The sequence below is a fragment of the Streptomyces avermitilis MA-4680 = NBRC 14893 genome (assembly GCF_000009765.2).
GTDB lineage: Bacteria > Actinomycetota > Actinomycetes > Streptomycetales > Streptomycetaceae > Streptomyces > Streptomyces avermitilis.
In genome coordinates this window covers 801638-818214 of record NC_003155.5, presented here as the reverse complement: position 1 = coordinate 818214, position 16577 = coordinate 801638, and the positions used below count along the sequence as shown (strand labels likewise).

Below are 16577 nucleotides of genomic sequence, written 5' to 3'. Positions count from 1 at the left end.
GCCCTTCGTGACCGTTGCCGCGTACGTTCCCCCTGGTGTCGGCATGCTCGCCGTCGGCATCGTTGCCGAGGTGTTCGGCCCTCACGGGGAGGGGCTGCCCGGCTTCGACTTCGTGCTGTGCGCGGACCGGCCCGGGCCGGTCCCTACCGACCTCGGCGTGCCGCTCACGGTCGCGCATGGCCTGGACCGGCTGGCTGCCGCTGATCTGGCGATCGCATTGCCATGGGCCGGTTTCCGTACGCCACCCGGTCCCGCTGTGCTTGACGCGCTGTCGGCCGCACACGAGAGCGGCTCGCTGGTCGCGGCCCACTGCGTCGGCACCTTCGCGCTCGCCGCTGCTGGCCTGCTCGACGGCCGACGGGCCACCACGCACTGGCGATTCGCCGAACTGCTGGCCCGCCGCCACCCGGACGTCGTTGTGGACCCCGACGCCCTGTACATCGACGAAGGGCGGATCACCACGGGTGCGGGAGCCGCCGCGGGCTTCGATCTGTGCCTGCATCTGCTGAGGCGGGAGTACGGGGCCGCGATGGCCAACGCCGTCGCCCGCGACATGGTGCTGCCCTCCCACAGGGACGGCGGTCAGGCCCAGTACCTGACCTCCCCCGTCCCTGACGACTGCCAGGACGAGCGTCTCGCCGAGGTGCTCGCCTGGGCCCGTGAGCACCTCCACGAACCGCTTCCCGTCGCGGAACTGGCCCGACGCGCCGTGATGAGCAAACGGTCCTTCGCCCGCCGCTTCGCCGCCGCGACCGGCACCACCCCGCACGCCTGGCTCCGGAGCCTGCGACTGAGCAGCGCCGAGGAACTCCTGGAAACCACGGACCTGACGATCGAGGAGATCGCCCACCGGGTCGGATACGGAAGCGCGGCCGTCCTGCGCGAACAGTTCGTGCGCCGCCGTGGTGTGCCGCCCCGTTCCTACCGCCGCTCCTTCACCAACGCGCCATAGCGAGCCGGGCGAGCCGACGCCGTTCGGAGCAGGCCGCTCTCCCCACCTACAGGCACCCGGCCACGAGGTGAGCCGCGGATCCCTGTCCGGTCAATCTTCGGCGGCACGAACTGACCGGTCCAGGATTCGCTCAGCGGACTGTGGTCTACGGTGTCGAAACCGAACCGGTACAGCCGCGTCACGAGTTCAACGGCTTCTGGGTAAGCACTTGAGGCCGGTAACGCCAGTCGGCCGGGGCGCCAGAGGGACGGCCGGCGGTCGTAATCCGGCACCGTTCGAACCACCACCCGCCCGGACGCGGGACGTCCGGCGCAGCCACCGCTTGGTCTCCTGTGACCTCCGGGCTTACGGGAATCAAAGTTGAGAAAGAGTGTGCAAATCGGAGTAAAATGGGCAACGCTCAGGCGATCTGCCGATCACGCTCAGTATGTCAACGCGTATGTGGCGCAATTGAACGACTCCCTAAGGCAGAAGCGATGAACCCGTCCGTCGACCCACACGGCGGCGCACCTCGCGGCCGCCCACCCGTTCCTCCTCCGCCCACCTGGCCTGCCCGGCCCGCGCGCGATACGGCGCGTACGCCGATTTCTCCCCCTCCCATGCCGCAGCCGCCGTCCGCGGCGGGGGCACCCCCTCACTTCTCCTACGACGTCACCCGATACCTGTGCGCCGCGATGCACACCGACATCGGGCTCGCTCGCAAGGCGGTCGCCCGGATCGTGCACGAGCCGCGGCGTGCCGCCGCTTCCTCGCCCGGCGTGGACCTTGGCTGCGTGTTGCGACACGCCCTGGCCGCCCACACTCGCCAGCAGCGGCGGGATGTCGTACTCCTCCTCCTGCTGGTCGTCATGGTGGTCACTCTGCCGTTCACTTACGGGGCATCTCTTCTCCTGGGTCTGCTCGTGGCCTGGGTGGTCGTGGCCGCCGAGTTGCTTTCGGTGCACTACGGCGTCGTCTCCCGGAAGTTGAAGCGGGAAAACTTCGATCCGAAGTACGCCCCCCGACCACCAGGGGTCAGGGATGCCGCACGCCTTGAGGCCATCGAACTCCGTGACCGCGGCAACGTCATAGTCTCCTCGCGCTTCGAGCCTTTCGTCGGGCACGGGGAGACCTTCAGAAGCTGGTCGTTCGCCCTGAACACCGGACGTCCCGAGGCAGGCAAGCAGGTCATCCCTTTCACCATCCACGAGCTCAACGCCCATATCTCCGCCCGGGTCGGGGCCCTCAAGCTGCCGGGCATGGACATCTCCGATGTGCTCCTGGTCAACGGGGCCGACCTGCTGATCGGAATCGACGACCGCACCCGCGGCGAGGTGCTGCGCAACTTGGCCGGACCGCCCGGGGCGCAGGTTTCGGACGCACTCCTGCGCGAGCTGCGTGAGGACGGCAAGGGCCAGGCGCGACCCTATCTGGCGATCCGGGTCACCGGCTGGAGCGGCGAACTAGTCAGTACCCTGTTCTTGAGATGCGCGTTGCTGTCCGGCCGCGACACCGCGTTCATCGAGGGCAGCAACTGTCTGCTCGCGCCAGTGCGGGAGAAGTACCGGACCGTGGACAGGCTGTTGGATTCACCCACCTTCGGGCAGTGGTGCCAGCTAGTTGCCGAGGCCGGGGTACGCACCCCGATCCTACTGGTCCGTGCGCCCTTCGCGATCCTCGGAGACCTCTGTGCGCCGTTCGCCAGGCGCCGCGAACAACGCCGACAGGAGCGTTGGATCCGCCTGCGGTCCTTCGACTACGGCGCGGAGTTCAGTCTCCGGGAGGATGCGAGCGACTGGCTCTTCTGCCGGTACTTCCAGGCGCTGGACCGGGAGTTGTACGCCAAGACGATCGAACACCGTGTGCTGGACGCCCTCGTGCAGTTCCTGGAGGACCACAACATCGACTCCAGCGACCTGATCCAGCGGCAGACTTCCATCTACAACTCCGGTCTGTTCGCGGGGCGCGACATCTCTATCAAGGACTCCAGCGTGCGTGCCGGAGGCAGCGGCCACCAGTGGAACAACCCGCAGCCGGTAAAACAGAGGTGACATGATGTCGGCTCACGGGGCGCGTAGGGAGGCGGGGCACGTCAGCGGCATCCAGGCCGGCCGGGATGTGCGAATCGAGCAGAGCATGGTCGCCTTGGGCCGTGCCACGGTGACGGGCACTCAGACGCCGGCCGAACACGCCGAGGCCGTCACGGAACTGTGCGCCGCGGTCGGCCTGTTGCTGGACGAACTCCGCCGCAACGAGGAGTACTACGAGGACGGGGCGGAGCTGGTCGCGGCCGCCGAACAGGTGCAGACGGAACTGGCCCGCGACGAGCCGCGCCGTAACATCCTCCTACGCTGGCTTGGCTTCATCGCCCCTGGCGTCCACGCGACCGCCGCGGTCGCAGCAGACCTGACGATGATTCAGGAAGGCGTGAATGCCCTGTTCTAGGTCATCGCCCGGCCGCCGCAGCGGGAAGCCGACCAAGCGGCCGGCCGTCTGCGGGCCGGGAGCACCGGTGGCCGGCCACCCGGCTTCGACAAGGAGCGGTACGCTGCAGCGGCTCGCGCAGTACGCCCGGCCTCAGCGGGGGCAGCGTCCCCCCGTGGCCGGCTCGGGGCAACTCTCCGCCCTGGCGGCCTCCACCGCCACCGACCTGCACCTCGTCCACGGAGTCCAGCACTAGGGGCTGTCCTGGCGATCATGAGCGGAGCACCTGGTCCACCACGACGCGCGAGCACATCACATCGTGAAGCTGCGCATTCTCATCCTGCAGCTCCTCCACGCGTTCCTCCAGCGAATCCGCGGCCGCCGATTCCGGTTCGCCGGCATGGGCAGTCACCGTTGCCCCTGTGCTCTGAAGCTTCGGTACTTGACTGATCCTTGCCTTAAACCTCTGCCTGGAACTCGCCGTAACGAGCCCTGGCCAGGCCCACCAGAGACGCAGATCACCAAGCAAAAGGCCCCTTCGTGCCGCCCCCTCTGCGTACCGAGACGAGACAATGTCTCCCCTTGCTGACCCGTCATGCGCCGGAAATACGCAGTGAGGGCTGCACCAAGTGTCCACCAGCCCTTGACCTTCGTCCCGAAAGGCAAGTGATGACAGGGTCCATCGCCCCGGTCGTGTGGACGTTCGCCCTGGACGAGGACGAGGACTGGGTCGCGTCCAGGGAGCCCGCCGGAGACGAGAATCTCCGGCGGGCGGTGGAGACCCTGCTTCTGGGGATCGCCTCCGCCAAGGCCGCCGAGACGTACCTGGCGGCGTGGCACGCCGACTCGCAGCAGTGGGGGTCGGGGTTTTCCCTGGCGACCTCCTCCGCCACGGCCGAGCGCGTCAGCACCAAGACCGTCCGGCTGATCGACCTGTACGGGCAGTTCCAGGACTGCGACATCGCGGCGGACGAGTTCGGCGCGATGCTCCAGGGGTACGTGGCGGCCGGGCGGGCGGCCGAGAATTAGGGCCTGTCCGACGGGTCGGGTGACGGGTTTGGCCGGTGACCCGCGGTCGGCCGCTTCACCGTAGGGGCGTGTCCGTCGCCGCCGCGGGGAATTCCTCGATGCCGAGTACCCGCAGCAGCTCCAGCCGCTCGCGGGCCTCGGCGTCCGCCGGGGTGAGCACCAGCAGTTGCTGACCCTGGTCGGGAGTGACCAGGGTCTCGCAGTCCATCACCAGGTGGCCCACCCGCGGGTGCTGGAAGGTCTTGCGGTCGGCGCGCCGGACCGCCACCTCGTGCTCGGCCCAGAGTCGGCGGAAGTCGGCGCTCGCGGTCTGCAACCGGTCGACGAGTCCGGCGACCGTGGGGTCGCCGGACCGGCGGCCGGCGACCGCGCGCAGGTCGGCCACGAGCTGGCGGGCGTGGTACTCCCGCTCTTCGGGCGGGTGGACGGCGCGGGCGGCGGGGTCGGTGAAATAGCGGTATACGACGTAGCGCCGGTCGCCGAGGAAGCCGGTGAGGTCGCCCGTCAGCAGGACGGCTGCCCGGTTCTGGGCGAGGACCTCGCCCAGGTCGGACAGCACCAGGGCCGGGGTGTCGCCGAGCAGATCGAGCATGCGCATCATGCCGGCGCGAGCCAGGCGGGCCACCCCGTCGGCGGGCGGGGGCCGGTGGCCGGCCAGGTGGAACAGGTGGTCGCGCTCGTCGTCGGAGAGGCGCAACGCCCGGGCCAGCGCGCCGAGCAGCTGGGTCGAGGGCTGACTGCTGCGTCCCTGCTCGAGGCGTACGACGTAGTCCACCGACATGCCGGCGAGCGTGGCCACCTCTTCCCGGCGCAGGCCGGCGGTGCGGCGGCGGGGGCCGTCGGCGATACCGACCTCGCCCGGGCTGATCGCCTCGCGGCGGTGGCGCAGGAAGTCGGCGAGTTGGTCACGTTGCATGGCCCCATGGTCGCTCGCGGGGGCAAGCGGAGCCAGGGAGCGGCTCTCCCATGATGAACGCTCCGCTCCCGCACGTCGCGGCGCGGGCGCAGGGTGGGTGCCAGACCGACGACGAAGGAGAACGCGATGCAGACACGAACCCTGGGCAGCACCGGCCCGGCCGTTTCCGCGCTGGGCCTGGGTGCGATGGGCATGTCGGGCGCTTACGGCGCGACCGACCGCGCGGAGAGTATCGCCACCGTGCACGCCGCGCTGGAGGCCGGTGTCACGCTGATCGACACCGGCGACTTCTACGGCATGGGCCACAACGAGCTGCTGCTCGCCGAGGTGCTGCGCGGCCGGGACCGGGACAGCTACCAACTGAGTGTCAAGTTCGGTCAGCTGCGGGGACCGGGTCATGAGTTCGGCGGGCAGGACGGCCGCCCCGAGGCGGTGAAGAACTTGCTGGCCTACTCGCTGACCCGGCTGGACACCGACCACATCGACATCTACCGTCCCGCCCGGCTGGACCCGGCGGTGCCGATCGAGGAGACGGTGGGCGCGATCAAGGAGATGATCGACGCCGGGTACGTGCGGCACATCGGCCTCTCGGAGGTCGACGCCGCGACGATCCGCCGGGCGCACGCCGTACACCCGGTCGCCGACCTGCAGATCGAGTACTCGCTTCTGTCCCGCGCGGTGGAGGCTGAGATCCTGCCCACGCTGCGGGAGCTCGGCATCGGCCTGACCGCGTACGGCGTCCTCGGTCGCGGCCTCATCTCCGGCCACTGGTCCGCCGGTCACAGCGCCGGCCCCGGCGACTTCCGCGCCTTCAGCCCGCGGTTCTCGAGCGAGAACGTGGAACACAACCTCGCCCTCGTGGAGGCGCTGCGCCGGGTCGCCGAGGCGAAGGGGTGCACCGTCGCCCAGTTGGCCTTCGCCTGGGTTGCCGCACAGGGCGAGGACATTGTCGCGCTGGTCGGCGCTCGCACCCGCGAGCGGCTGGCCGAGGCGCTGCCCGCGATGGAGCTGAACCTCACCGCGGACGACCTCGCCGAGATCGAGAAGGCGGTCCCGCCGGGTGCGGCGCGCGGCGACCGATACCCGTCCGCGTTCATGTCCGGCCTCGGCGTGGGTAACTGAGTCCGGCTCTCCGGCGGGGCTTGCTCCGGCGCGCGTTCCGCCGGGAAGTCGGCACCCTGGGCCATGAGGTTCTGTCCCGCAAAGCGTGAGCCTGGGCGGAGCAGGGCCACGGCAAGGATCGCGGGCTGCGCTCTGTCAGTCCCTCGGCCGGGCGCCCGGTGTGTGGCCGAAGGTGCGGCGGAAGGCATCGATGAACGCGCTGGCGGACGACCAGCCGCACAGGTGCGCAACTGCGGTCACGGGCGTGCTGTCGGCCAGTAGGACCAGTGCGTGGTGGAGCCGTAGTTGGGTGCGCCATTGCGGGAAGGTCATGCCGAGTTCGCTGCGGAACAACCGGGACAGGGTACGGTCGCTCGCCCCGATCTCGCGGCCCAGTTCGGTGAGGGTGCGGCTGTCGGCCGGATCGGCGCGCAGGATGTCGCACAGGGTCTGCAGCAGGGGAGCGGTCGGTGTGGGCAGGTGCAGTGGCTGCTGGGGCGAGGCCCGCAACTGGTCGAGCAACACCGCGCGCAGGCGGGCCCGTTCGGGGCTGTGGTCGTCCTGGGTGCGTGTGTAGGCGACGATCAGTTCGCGCAACAGTGGGCTCACCGCGAGTACAGCCGGTGTCTCCAGGGCGAGCGGGTTCTCGTCCGCAGGCAGCCCCACCAGGTGCAGTTCGAGCTCGCCGTGGGCCTGGTGGGCGTGCACTGTCCCGGCCGGTACCCAGATTGCACGGGTGCCCGGGGCGACCCAGGAGCCGGCGCTGGTGGTGACGGCCAGCACACCGCGGCCGGCGTAGACGATCTGGTGGTCGTCGTGGCGGTGGGGGTCTATCGCGGCGCCGGGCGCCAGCCGCTGGGTGCGGGTCGGCGCGACCGGTTCATGGCGGATTTTCGTCATCGTCTGGCAGTTTATCGGAAGCGCGACACGGTGTCCGGCGCCGACCATGACGGGGTGCGAAGGAAAACATCAATCACCCTGCTGTCCGTCGGGCACGCCTGCGTCGACATCTACCAGGGCGCCGTGGCGTCCCTGGTGCCGTTCTTCGTCGCCGAACGCGCCTACAGCTATGCCGCTGTCTCGGGCATCGTGCTCGCCGCCTCCCTCCTGTCGTCGGTGGTGCAACCGGTGTTCGGTGTCCTCACCGACCGCTGGACGATGCCCTGGCTGCTGCCGGTCAGCACACTGCTCGGCGGCCTGGGTATCGCGCTGAGCGGGGTGGGTGGCCCCTACGCGCTGACCCTCGTGTTCGTGGCGGTGTCCGGAGTCGGAGTGGCTGCCTATCACCCCGAGTCCGCGCGGGTCGCCCGGATCGCCGGCCGGGGCAGCCACGGTGGGATGGGCTGGTTCTCTGTGGGCGGCAACCTCGGCTTTGCGGCGGCCCCGCTCATGGTCGCCGCTGTTGTTGCTACCGGGGGTCTGCGCCTGACGCCGCTGCTGGTGCTGCCGGCGCTCGTTGGTGCCGTGCTGTGTCTGCCCGTGCTGCGTGCGCTGGAGCAGCAGCAGTCCGCCGGGGCCGGTGCGGCTGTGTGGGCCGGGGTCGACGACAGAGCTTCGTTCGTGAAGCTGTCGCTGGCCGTGGTGTGCCGGTCGATCGTCTTCGTCGGCCTGAGCACCTTCATCTCGCTGTACGCCAAGGAGCGCATGGGCGGCAGCACGGCGGCGGGCACCGCGGCGCTGTTCGTGCTCTACCTGGGCGGCGCGGTGGGCTCTGTGCTGGGCGGCGCGCTGGCCGACCGCTGGGACCGGATCACCGTTGCCCGCTGGTCGTACCTGCTCACAGCCGGATCGGTCGCGGGGGTGGTGTTCGTACCCGGGCCGGCCCTGTACCTGTGCGTGGCACTGACCTCGGCCGGCCTGTACGTCCCGTTCTCGCTGCAGGTCACGCTCGGACAGGACTACCTGCCCTCGCGCGTCGGCACCGCCAGCGGGATCACACTCGGTCTGACCGTCAGCATCGGCGGTCTGGCGAGCCCTCTCATCGGCAGCCTCGCCGACGCGACATCCCTCCAGGCCGCCCTGTCGCCACTCATCCTCATGCCCGCACTGAGCTGGCTGTTGTTCCGCACTCTTCCCGAACCCGTCGTGCCGCAGCCCGAACCCATCGTGCCGCAGCCCGGGGCTACGGCACATCCGAAGGGAGACGACACCGATGCCACCCTCTCTCACGCCCGGCCCGATCACGACTGACCAGCCCGCCCCGCCAGCAGTCCGCGGCACCGCCGAGATGAACGGCCCGCCAGGCTTGGGGGCCCAGGAACTTTGCCCGCTACAGGAGTGGGGCTGACCGCCGCTCTGCGCCAGCCGTCCTGGCACTGGCTGTCCAGCCACTCGACATCCGACGGCGAGCTCGAGTACTGCCAATGCAGTTGCAACGCCATCAATGCAGTTGCAACGCCATCGTGGTGCTCTCCCAGGGAGTTTTTCTTGATCCACTCGTAGCCGGCGAGCGTGTGGATTGCGGCTGGGGCGATGTCTGGGGTGGCGTCGCTGCAAGGCGGCGCAGGCGTTGCAGTACCCGGGCTGTCGCATCCACGACCCGAGTGCGGTACGAAGTCCGGTGTGAACGATCCAACTCAGCCGACGACAGTTCGGGTTTTCATCGCCCTTGCCCCGCCAGACCACGCGAAGGAAGAGCTGGCCCGAACGCTGCGCCCCGCCTATGCCACGCACCCGCACATGCGGTGGAACCGCATAGAAGACTGGCACATCACCCTGGCGTTCCTCGGGGAACTGTCCGCCGAGGCAGTTCCGCTCCTGCGACCGCCTCTCGCCGACCTCGCGGCGGACCACAAGCCACTGTGTCTGGCCCTACGCGGTAGCGGAAACTTCGACGACCGGGTGCTGTGGAGCGGAATCGACGGAGATCTGGATGAGCTGCACATGCTCGCTGCCGATGTGCGTACCGCCGTCAAGAACTGCGGTGTCGCCTTCGAAGACCGGCCCCTGCGCCCCCATCTGACGTTGGCCCGAGCCCGCCGAGGAGATCGATCCTCGGCAGGTGAAATCGCCGAAACTTTCGCCGGATTCACCGGCCGCCGATGGCCTGCCGAACGCCTGCACCTGGTCGGCAGCAACGTCGGCCGTAGCCGCGGACCGATCCACTACCGCGACATCGAGGCCTGGTCCTTCGGCTGCCAGAGGTGAGCGACTTCGGCCGGATCTACGGCGAAGAGGCGGCCACGTATGCGGAGATGCTCCCCGACAGCCTCGCGGCCCGCCCGCTGGACAGGGCTACACCCTGGAGGACCTGGCGGCACAGGCGGCGGCGCTGGACGCCGAGGTCCTCGCACAGCCGAACGTGAACGTCGTCGACCTGGACTTCCGTCCGGGCCGGCTCGACTCCCGACAACCGAGCCCGGCCCCGCCCGACCTGAGCCGTGCGGAGCGCGAGCCGCCGGTCGATTCGGGCCCGTCAGACCGCCGGGCGTTCCGCGGTGACCGTGAAGTAGTCGAGGGTGCCTTCGCGGAAGGCCCGAAGGAAGTTGCGAGGCCAGGTGCCAGGCTCCCACATTCCCGCCAGCCAGCGGTCCCAGCCGGGCCACACCGACGCCCCGATCGAGGTTACAGAGACCCCCGTCAGGCCGACCCGCTCGAGGCTGCTGGTCAGCAAGGGGACGGTATGCGCGACGTCCAGGCCGGTGGCGAAGGTGTCGAGCAGTTCAGCCAGCCGCCCGGTCCGGGCCGGATCGGCGTCGGGGACGAAGAAACTGGTGACGACGGCGCGACCGCCAGGCCGCAGCACGCGTGCGGTCTCCTGAGCGAATGCCCCGAGGTCGCGGAAGTGCTGGGCGGCCTCGACGCTGTACACGCAGTCGAACGTGCCGTCGCCGAAGGGCATGTTCTCGGCTGCGCCGTGGGCGAAGAGCAACCGTTCGGGGCGGCGAGCCAGCAGTGCGGAGTTGGCCTGTTCAGCCCGCCTGAGCTGCTGTGGATGGATATCCATGCCGGTGACGTGCGCGAAGCCGTACTCCTCGAGCGCCACCGCGGCGCCAACCCCCAGCCCGGAGCCGACCTCCAGTGCCCGTAGTCCCTCGGTGGGCGCCATAGCACTGAGAACGTGACGGTACAGGGCCTGCTGGCTGCAGATCCGGTCATGTTCGCTCAGCGGCTGGTCGAGGTCGATGTCCTGCCAATAGCCGAAATTGATGAACCCCCCGCCGAACAAGGGCATCGAACTGAGATCGGCCGTCCCGTACGCTTCCTGGACCGCAGGCGGGATCGGGTGCTGGGCCGCCCCGGAACACTGCGTCATCTGTGCCACCTCCGTGATGAAGAGCGCGCCGCCGCGCGGCGCCCGCATGAACCCGACAACGCTCAACTCGCCAGCCAGATACGGCCATCTATGCGCGCGTCTCGTCTCCGTAAACCCGCCCTGGAGCGAGGGACGGGGCGGGGCCTGGCCGGCGCCACGCGTGGCGGGGGCTGATCCCCGGACGCGATGAAGGCGTCGACTCCTTCGCGCTCAGCGGGCCCTCGGAGCTCGGGTTCTTGAGGCTGATCTCGATCAGCCATCCGTCGCCATAACGGGTCTGCTCCGCCTCACCGACCGGCTCCGGGTGCTGCCGGTCGGCGGGCTGGCCGAGCAGGTCAGGGCGGGCAGAGGTAGCCCTGGGCGGGCGGCTGCCAGGTACTGGGGTCCTGGTCGGCCTTGCTGCTGTTGGAAGCGTCCGGGTTCCCGGATTCTTGGACGTCTACGCACGGGAACCCGCCTGCGGATCCGGGAAGACCACGCGTCGCGTGCGGGTTGAACGTTGCTCCAGGACACAAACGGAGCTTCCCTGTGCCCATGCGGCCGGGCCCCGTATCTGCGCACGCAGCCGCTCCAGCCGCTCGGGCTGAAGAACTTCAGGGACAGAATTTCCCCTCAGGGACAGTCAGATAGGCATCCGTCTCCACAAGATCGGTATCCGGCCCCAAAAGGATCGCTCCACCGCGCTGTTCACTCTCGCGACCGAACTCCCCGCCGCGATCCTCGCCCGGTTGCTCGGCGTCCACATCAAAGTCGCCGTCCAGTGGCAGCAGGCATCCGCTGGGGACCGGGCCGCCTACGCTGTCGACGTCAGCAGCCGTATCAAGGAGAATCCAGCCCTGTGACACAGCCGACCAGTCCTGAACCTCGCCCTGACCAGGCGATCTATCTCATCACCGGCATCCCGGCCGCAGGCAAGTCGACGGTTGCGCAGATGCTGGCCGAACGACTCCCGCAGTCCGTGCACGTGCGGGGCGACCAGTTCCGGCGCATGGTCATCAACGGCCGTGCCGAGATGACGGCAGATCCATCTGACGAAGCACTGCGGCAACTCCGACTGCGTCACAGCCTGACGGCGAAGGTCATCGACCAGTACTTCGAGGCCGGCTTCACCGTGGTCGCTCAAGACGTCATCCTGGGTGACCACCTCACCCAGATGATCGCGCAGATCCGCAACCGCCCCCTGCACGTCATCGTTCTCGTGCCGCAGCCCAAGGCCATAGCGGCACGAGACGCCGCGAGACCCAAGACCGCCTACAACGCATGGGAGATCGATCCACTGGACCGGATTCTCCAACGAGAGACGCCCCGGGTCGGATTGTGGATCGACACCTCCGAGCAGTCACCCGCGGAGACTGCGGACGAGATCCTCACCCGAGCCACAGCGGAGACGCAGACCCAGGAATTCAACGCGCGAACCGCCAGGCATTCGGACAGTTCCCATACCCGACTCCACCGTTAGCGCGAAGCCACGCCGGCATCCACGAGCTCCTCGGCATCGAGACCGCCCGAGCCACCGCCGATACTCTCGCCGCCCTTCACGCCGATCTCGCCGCAGGCGCCGACGTGTCAGGGCCGGCCGCGCGGCGGGCAATTCACGCTGTCCTCATGTGCGGCTACAACCGTGACAAGGCCCTCTGCCACCGCGTCGGCACCGGGGACCCGCCTTGGACCGCTGTGTTCCCGCCTGCGCGAACATCGCACGCACCACCAACACGCAACTCGCCGACCAGCCTCGTACGGTGCTCTCGTCCCGCAAGCGCGCGGGTTCACAAAACCCTGAGCGCGATCCGAACCCGTACGCGGCGCCGCCGTTGAGACGCCTGGCATACGGGTTCGATGGCTTCGAGAGCTACTTGTTCTCTCCGGGTTTGCCGACGTGTTCGCCGTCGCCGGGGGTGTCGTCGCCGGGCTTGGCCTGGTCCTGACCGGGGCTGGCGGCAGGCAGGAAGCCGGAGGTGCTCGTCGTCGACGACGACCCGGGCGTACGCGAGGCACTGGACCTGGGGCTCGGGCTGGAGGGCTTCACGGTCCGCCTCGCCGAGGATGGCGAGAACGCGCTGGAGCAGGTCGCCGACCGGCTGCCGTCGGTGATCGTCCTGGACGTGACGATGCCGGGCCTGTCCGGCGTTGAGGTCGTACAGTCCTTGCGAGCCCAGGGCCGGACGCTGCCGGTGTGCATGCTCTCTGCCCGCGACGAGGTCGACGACCGGGTCGCCGGACTCGCGGCCCGCGCGGACGACTACGTCGTCAAGCCGTTCTCCATCGCCGAGCTGGCCGCCCGCCTGCACGCGATAGTCCGCCTGCACGCGATAGTCCGCCTGCACGAGTCGACCGCCGTACGGCCCCTGGTCATCGGCGACGTCACCATCGAGCCGGCCCGGCGGGTGGCCGCCCGCGCGGGGCGGGACCTGCACCTGACCACCCGCGAGTTCGACCTGCTGCTCGCCCTCGCGCACCGGCCCGGCCAGGTCCTCTCCCGTGCCCAGCTTCTGGAACAGGTATGGGGCTACACCTGGGACGTCGACACCAACGTGGTGGACGTCTTCATCGGCTACCTCCGCAAGAAGCTCGAGGCCGACGGCCGCCCCCGGATCCTGCAGACCGTCCGCGGGATCGGCCTCGTCCTGCGCACCGGCCCGTGAAGCGGCGCCTGCGCACCCAGATCACCGCCGCCGTCGCGGTACTGGTGACGGTCGTGGTCGCGCTCGCCGGACTGGTCATCGTCGCCCGCATCGACCACCGTGACCGTACCGACGTCGACCGCCAGCTCACCGCACGCGCCGAAAAGGTCCGCCAGGACGCCGACAAGCTCCTGGGGCAGGGGGACCACGAGGGTGCTGACGAGGGCCGGGACGACTACGGCGGCCTGCTGGCCGGCAGCCAGAGCCTGGTCCGCCTCATCTCCGACGGGCAGGTCATCGCCCAGCGCGGCGAGACTCCGCCCACCCCGCCCCCGCTGCCCAGCCGTGACGGCTACAGCACCATCGAGGCCGACGGACAGACCTGGCGCACCCTGACCCAGCCCCTCAACGCCACAGGGGACCGCCTCGAAGTCCTCCAGGACATCGACCACATCGAACGCCGTGTCGCCGACAACACCGCCATCGTCGTCGCCGTCACCCTCGCCGCCGCTCTGGCCACGGCCGTCGGCGTGTGGCTGATCACCAGGATCATCCTCCAGCCTCTCCAACGCCTGCGGACCGGCGCGCTCGCCATCAGTGCCGACACCACAGGCCCCCAACTCCCCACCGTGACAGGCCCCCAGGAAGTCGCTGACCTCTCCCGCGCCCTGAACGGCATGCTCGCCAACTGCGCACCAGCATGGAAGCCACCCGACGCTTCACCGCCGACGCCGGCCACGAGCTACGTACCCCCCTCACCAGCCTCGGCATGACCATCGAGACCCTCCAGCGCAACCCCACCCTCCCCGCACCACAGCGCACCCGCGCACTGGAGGCCATGGGCGCGGAGCACCACCGCATCACTGCCCTCCTCACCGGGCTGCAGACCCTCGCGCGCGGCGACGCGCACGCCCTGCCCGACCGTGTCCCCGTCGACCTCGGTGCACTCCTCCACGAGGCTGTCAGCCACGCGGCCCGCCGCCACCCCACCACCTATCGCCTCAACGGCAGCACCCCCGCGACGCTGACCGGCTGGCCCGTAGGACTGCGCCTGGCGGTTGACAACCTGCTCGACAACGCCGCCCTCCACGGCCGCCCCGACGGCACCGTCGACATCCAGCTCACCCACGAGGCCGGCACGGTCCGGATCACCGTCAGCGACGACGGGCCCGGCATCCCCCCGGACCAACGCCACGCGATGAAGGAGCGCTTCACCCGCGGCCCGCGAACCCGCGCGCCGGGCTCCGGCCTCGGCCTCGCCCTCGTCGAACAGCAGGCCCATCTCCACCATGGCACCCTCCACCTCGGCCAAAGCCCAGCCGGAGGACTCCAAGCCACCCTCAGCCTTCCCGCAGCCGACGAGCCTGGGCCCCCTGGCGAGCCTATGGCTGACGCTTCAAGCTGACAGCACTCGTCGACACGCTGGACTTGGCAGGGAAGACTCGTGGGAGGTGTACTGCGACGCGAAGTTCGGCATCTCCTGTGCCCAGGAGTACCGGCTGCTCGACGTCGCCCGCGTCCTGGGCGCCATCCAGGCCGCCGTCGCCGCCTCCGATCCGTCGGCGGACCCCGCGCTTGCCGCGCTGCGGCACGTCGTCGACGACCTTGCCGTCAAGGGCCTGGCCGGCTGAGTGCTGGAGTGTCCGGTACACGGCCGAGGGCGGACCGGCGAGCGGCCGCGAGCCCTGTGCCTTCGCCGCGCCGGGAGCCGGCGCCCGGTACCGGGTACCGGCCCGAGCCCGGCTCCAGCGGCTACCTGGCGGCGTTGAACGAGTAGGTGGCGGTGCCCTTGAAGAACTTGTAGTCGTCGAGCTTGCCGAGCTCGAACTCGTAGGTCCCCGCCGGATCGTCGTCCCAGTTGGCCGTGTGGCCAGCGCGGCACTTGATGTTCCGGCTGCCCACGACGTAGTTGAAGCCATCAGTGCGCCTCAGCAGCACGGTCATGTCCCCGTTGGGGTGGTCGCACTTCTTGACGGTGAAGTGGATGCGGCCGCGGATACCCGTTTCGAACTCGGGTGTCTTCCAGATGTGTTGGTAGTTGAAGTTGACCGTGCGGCTCGCCGCGTGGGCCTGCACCGTCTGTGTGAGGGCGAGAGCAGCGGCGCAGCACGAGGTCACGGTGGCGCGGGTCAGGTGCCGCACCACGACACGGTGTCGAAGCATATTGCCCTTTTCCTATAGATTTACGCGGTTCATGGAGCATGATTCCGGGTGCGGCAAGAGTTGGGGATCACGCGTGCAGGTGAACGGAACACGAAGGCGTTGACCGGCTGACCGCCGAGGCCGGCGCAGGCGAGGATCACACCCGGTCGGCGGTGGCGGTCGTCGGGAGGCCGCTGGGGTGTCGCTGGATGCAGCGCACTATTTGCACGGGCCAGATGACACAGGCTGCTGCGCGGGGAGGGCCTCGCCAGGAGCAGCGTCGGCGGTGCAGCGTGCGCATCTGGAGCGATGCGAGGTCCTTCAACGGGCAACTGCGAGTGCACCGCAGCCACCACAGCGGCGGCGACGGGCCAGGCCGCCGAGGTACCGGAGTCCGGCAATTCCAACGCCGTCGCGTACCCCTGTGCGGCGGTTCGCAACGGCCGGTCTCGAAAAACGTGCTCTCGGTGTAGACGGCGAGGTCTGGTCTGTCTGTGGGCGCTGCCGGGTCCCAGGGCGGATTGCCGGATCGGCGCCCTCTGCACTGCGGCCTCTCGTAGTGTGTCCACTCCCGGTGCAGCATGAGCTACGGAGGGTGGTACAGCATGGATCCGATTTCGGTGGCATTGCTCGCGGCGCTGGCAGGGGGCGCCGGCGGTGAACTCGGGCGACAGGCCTGGGTGGGGCTGACCACGCTGGTGCGCCGCCCGTTCGGGCGTCGCCAAGGCGAATCCGCCCAGGCCCCAGCGGTCAGCACCGGGGAGGCGGAGCTCGCCAGGCTTCGGGAGGAACCCGAGGATGCGGCGCGTGCGCAGGCGCTGAGCACCGCGCTGGCAGTGCGGGCAGTGGTGGATACGGAATTCTCTGCTGGTCTGCAACAGTGGCATGAGCAGGCGAAGCTGGTGCGTACCGGTGACGGTGGCGTCCGCAACACGATCAGCGGCGGTACCCAGTACGGGACAGTGTTGCAGGGCCGGGACTTCTCCGGCTTGTCCTTCACCGCCTCCGCTCCTCCTCCACCTGCCGCCGAAGGCGAGACGCGGTCGACGCAAGACTGAGTCGAACAGCCGGCGAGGACGGGAACGTGTCCAACGCGATCAGCGGCGGAGTGTTCTTCCACGAGGCGATCCAGGGCCGCGACATCACCGTGGTGCTGCC

Annotated in this window: 18 protein-coding genes; 13 read left to right on the top strand and 5 right to left on the bottom strand. The window is 69.4% G+C overall.

All coding sequences use genetic code 11. From position 1 onward, the window contains the following. The first annotated feature begins 43 nt into the window (after positions 1 to 43). The 3 genes from SAVERM_RS03805 to SAVERM_RS03795 all read left to right on the top strand — a co-directional run bounded on the left by SAVERM_RS03805 (position 44) and on the right by SAVERM_RS03795 (position 3376). On the top strand, positions 44 to 952 hold the full coding sequence (locus SAVERM_RS03805) for a GlxA family transcriptional regulator (protein ID WP_010982097.1): 909 nt from the start codon (positions 44 to 46) through the stop codon (positions 950 to 952). 599 nt (positions 953 to 1551) lie between these two features. Further along, positions 1552 to 2982 (top strand): hypothetical protein, encoded by a 1431-nt coding sequence (locus SAVERM_RS03800; RefSeq protein ID WP_010982096.1) that lies wholly within the window; start codon positions 1552 to 1554, stop codon positions 2980 to 2982. Between the two features lie 67 nt (positions 2983 to 3049). After that, on the top strand, positions 3050 to 3376 hold the full coding sequence (locus tag SAVERM_RS03795) for a hypothetical protein (protein WP_244905192.1): 327 nt from the start codon (positions 3050 to 3052) through the stop codon (positions 3374 to 3376). A gap of 250 nt (positions 3377 to 3626) precedes the next feature. Here SAVERM_RS03795 and SAVERM_RS42640 read toward each other — a convergent pair whose 3' ends face one another. Continuing rightward, complete coding sequence (locus tag SAVERM_RS42640) at positions 3627 to 3767, bottom strand: hypothetical protein (RefSeq protein ID WP_154696716.1); 141 nt, start codon at positions 3765 to 3767, stop codon at positions 3627 to 3629. A gap of 257 nt (positions 3768 to 4024) precedes the next feature. Between SAVERM_RS42640 and SAVERM_RS03790 the strand changes: the two genes are divergently transcribed. Beyond that, positions 4025 to 4384, top strand: a complete 360-nt coding sequence (locus SAVERM_RS03790; protein ID WP_037651144.1) for a hypothetical protein — start codon at positions 4025 to 4027, stop codon at positions 4382 to 4384. A 55-nt stretch (positions 4385 to 4439) separates the two neighbouring features. Here SAVERM_RS03790 and SAVERM_RS03785 read toward each other — a convergent pair whose 3' ends face one another. Beyond that, the gene (locus SAVERM_RS03785) at positions 4440 to 5300 is read right to left on the bottom strand and encodes a helix-turn-helix transcriptional regulator (RefSeq protein ID WP_010982093.1); all 861 of its coding nucleotides are present in this window, start codon (positions 5298 to 5300) and stop codon (positions 4440 to 4442) included. A gap of 126 nt (positions 5301 to 5426) precedes the next feature. On the opposite strand from SAVERM_RS03785, the gene SAVERM_RS03780 reads away from it, so the two are divergent. Beyond that, entirely contained in the window at positions 5427 to 6422 is a 996-nt protein-coding gene (locus tag SAVERM_RS03780; protein ID WP_010982092.1) for an aldo/keto reductase, read from the top strand. A gap of 135 nt (positions 6423 to 6557) precedes the next feature. Here the strand turns inward: SAVERM_RS03780 and SAVERM_RS03775 are convergent, their stop codons facing one another. Beyond that, on the bottom strand, positions 6558 to 7301 hold the full coding sequence (locus SAVERM_RS03775; RefSeq protein ID WP_037651234.1) for an AraC family transcriptional regulator: 744 nt from the start codon (positions 7299 to 7301) through the stop codon (positions 6558 to 6560). A gap of 54 nt (positions 7302 to 7355) precedes the next feature. Between SAVERM_RS03775 and SAVERM_RS03770 the strand changes: the two genes are divergently transcribed. Next, positions 7356 to 8591, top strand: a complete 1236-nt coding sequence (locus tag SAVERM_RS03770) for an MFS transporter (protein WP_010982090.1) — start codon at positions 7356 to 7358, stop codon at positions 8589 to 8591. Positions 8592 to 8963: 372 nt separating this feature from the next. Beyond that, on the top strand, positions 8964 to 9548 hold the full coding sequence (gene thpR / locus SAVERM_RS03765; protein ID WP_037651146.1) for an RNA 2',3'-cyclic phosphodiesterase: 585 nt from the start codon (positions 8964 to 8966) through the stop codon (positions 9546 to 9548). A 268-nt stretch (positions 9549 to 9816) separates the two neighbouring features. On the opposite strand, the gene SAVERM_RS03755 is transcribed toward thpR, so the two are convergent. Further along, on the bottom strand, positions 9817 to 10722 hold the full coding sequence (locus tag SAVERM_RS03755; protein ID WP_010982088.1) for a class I SAM-dependent methyltransferase: 906 nt from the start codon (positions 10720 to 10722) through the stop codon (positions 9817 to 9819). A 772-nt stretch (positions 10723 to 11494) separates the two neighbouring features. Between SAVERM_RS03755 and SAVERM_RS03750 the strand changes: the two genes are divergently transcribed. The 5 genes from SAVERM_RS03750 (at position 11495) to SAVERM_RS03735 (ending at position 14908) form a co-directional block, all read left to right on the top strand. Then, positions 11495 to 12115 carry a gluconokinase gene (locus SAVERM_RS03750; protein ID WP_010982087.1) on the top strand — a complete coding sequence of 207 codons (621 nt, stop codon included), beginning with the start codon at positions 11495 to 11497 and terminating at the stop codon, positions 12113 to 12115. 496 nt (positions 12116 to 12611) lie between these two features. Further along, positions 12612 to 13298, top strand: a complete 687-nt coding sequence (locus SAVERM_RS43845) for a response regulator transcription factor (protein WP_010982086.1) — start codon at positions 12612 to 12614, stop codon at positions 13296 to 13298. After that, the gene (locus tag SAVERM_RS44370; protein ID WP_167544186.1) at positions 13295 to 14050 is read left to right on the top strand and encodes a HAMP domain-containing protein; all 756 of its coding nucleotides are present in this window, start codon (positions 13295 to 13297) and stop codon (positions 14048 to 14050) included. Before SAVERM_RS43845 ends, SAVERM_RS44370 begins: the two co-directional genes overlap by 4 nt. Beyond that, positions 14047 to 14682, top strand: a complete 636-nt coding sequence (locus tag SAVERM_RS44365) for a sensor histidine kinase (protein WP_167544185.1) — start codon at positions 14047 to 14049, stop codon at positions 14680 to 14682. The genes SAVERM_RS44370 and SAVERM_RS44365 overlap by 4 nt, the downstream gene beginning before the upstream one ends. Before the next feature lie 46 nt (positions 14683 to 14728). Then, complete coding sequence (locus tag SAVERM_RS03735) at positions 14729 to 14908, top strand: hypothetical protein (protein ID WP_010982083.1); 180 nt, start codon at positions 14729 to 14731, stop codon at positions 14906 to 14908. A 121-nt stretch (positions 14909 to 15029) separates the two neighbouring features. Here the strand turns inward: SAVERM_RS03735 and SAVERM_RS03730 are convergent, their stop codons facing one another. Beyond that, entirely contained in the window at positions 15030 to 15440 is a 411-nt protein-coding gene (locus tag SAVERM_RS03730) for a hypothetical protein (RefSeq protein WP_010982082.1), read from the bottom strand. Positions 15441 to 16024: 584 nt separating this feature from the next. On the opposite strand from SAVERM_RS03730, the gene SAVERM_RS03725 reads away from it, so the two are divergent. Further along, entirely contained in the window at positions 16025 to 16477 is a 453-nt protein-coding gene (locus SAVERM_RS03725) for a hypothetical protein (RefSeq protein WP_037651151.1), read from the top strand. The last annotated feature ends 100 nt before the right edge of the window (positions 16478 to 16577 follow it).

What these genes read in the sequence shown, in the direction of transcription:
- SAVERM_RS03805 (WP_010982097.1), top strand. Translation starts at nt 44, where the DNA reads ATGCTCGCCGTCGGCATCGTTGCCGAGGTGTTCGGCCCTCACGGGGAG.
- SAVERM_RS03800 (WP_010982096.1), top strand. Translation starts at nt 1,552, where the DNA reads ATGCCGCAGCCGCCGTCCGCGGCGGGGGCACCCCCTCACTTCTCCTAC.
- SAVERM_RS03790 (WP_037651144.1), top strand. Translation starts at nt 4,025, where the DNA reads ATGACAGGGTCCATCGCCCCGGTCGTGTGGACGTTCGCCCTGGACGAG.
- SAVERM_RS03785 (WP_010982093.1), bottom strand. Translation starts at nt 5,300, where the DNA reads ATGCAACGTGACCAACTCGCCGACTTCCTGCGCCACCGCCGCGAGGCG.
- SAVERM_RS03780 (WP_010982092.1), top strand. Translation starts at nt 5,427, where the DNA reads ATGCAGACACGAACCCTGGGCAGCACCGGCCCGGCCGTTTCCGCGCTG.
- SAVERM_RS03775 (WP_037651234.1), bottom strand. Translation starts at nt 7,301, where the DNA reads ATGACGAAAATCCGCCATGAACCGGTCGCGCCGACCCGCACCCAGCGG.
- SAVERM_RS44365 (WP_167544185.1), top strand. Translation starts at nt 14,047, where the DNA reads ATGACCATCGAGACCCTCCAGCGCAACCCCACCCTCCCCGCACCACAG.
- SAVERM_RS03730 (WP_010982082.1), bottom strand. Translation starts at nt 15,440, where the DNA reads ATGCTTCGACACCGTGTCGTGGTGCGGCACCTGACCCGCGCCACCGTG.
- SAVERM_RS03725 (WP_037651151.1), top strand. Translation starts at nt 16,025, where the DNA reads ATGGATCCGATTTCGGTGGCATTGCTCGCGGCGCTGGCAGGGGGCGCC.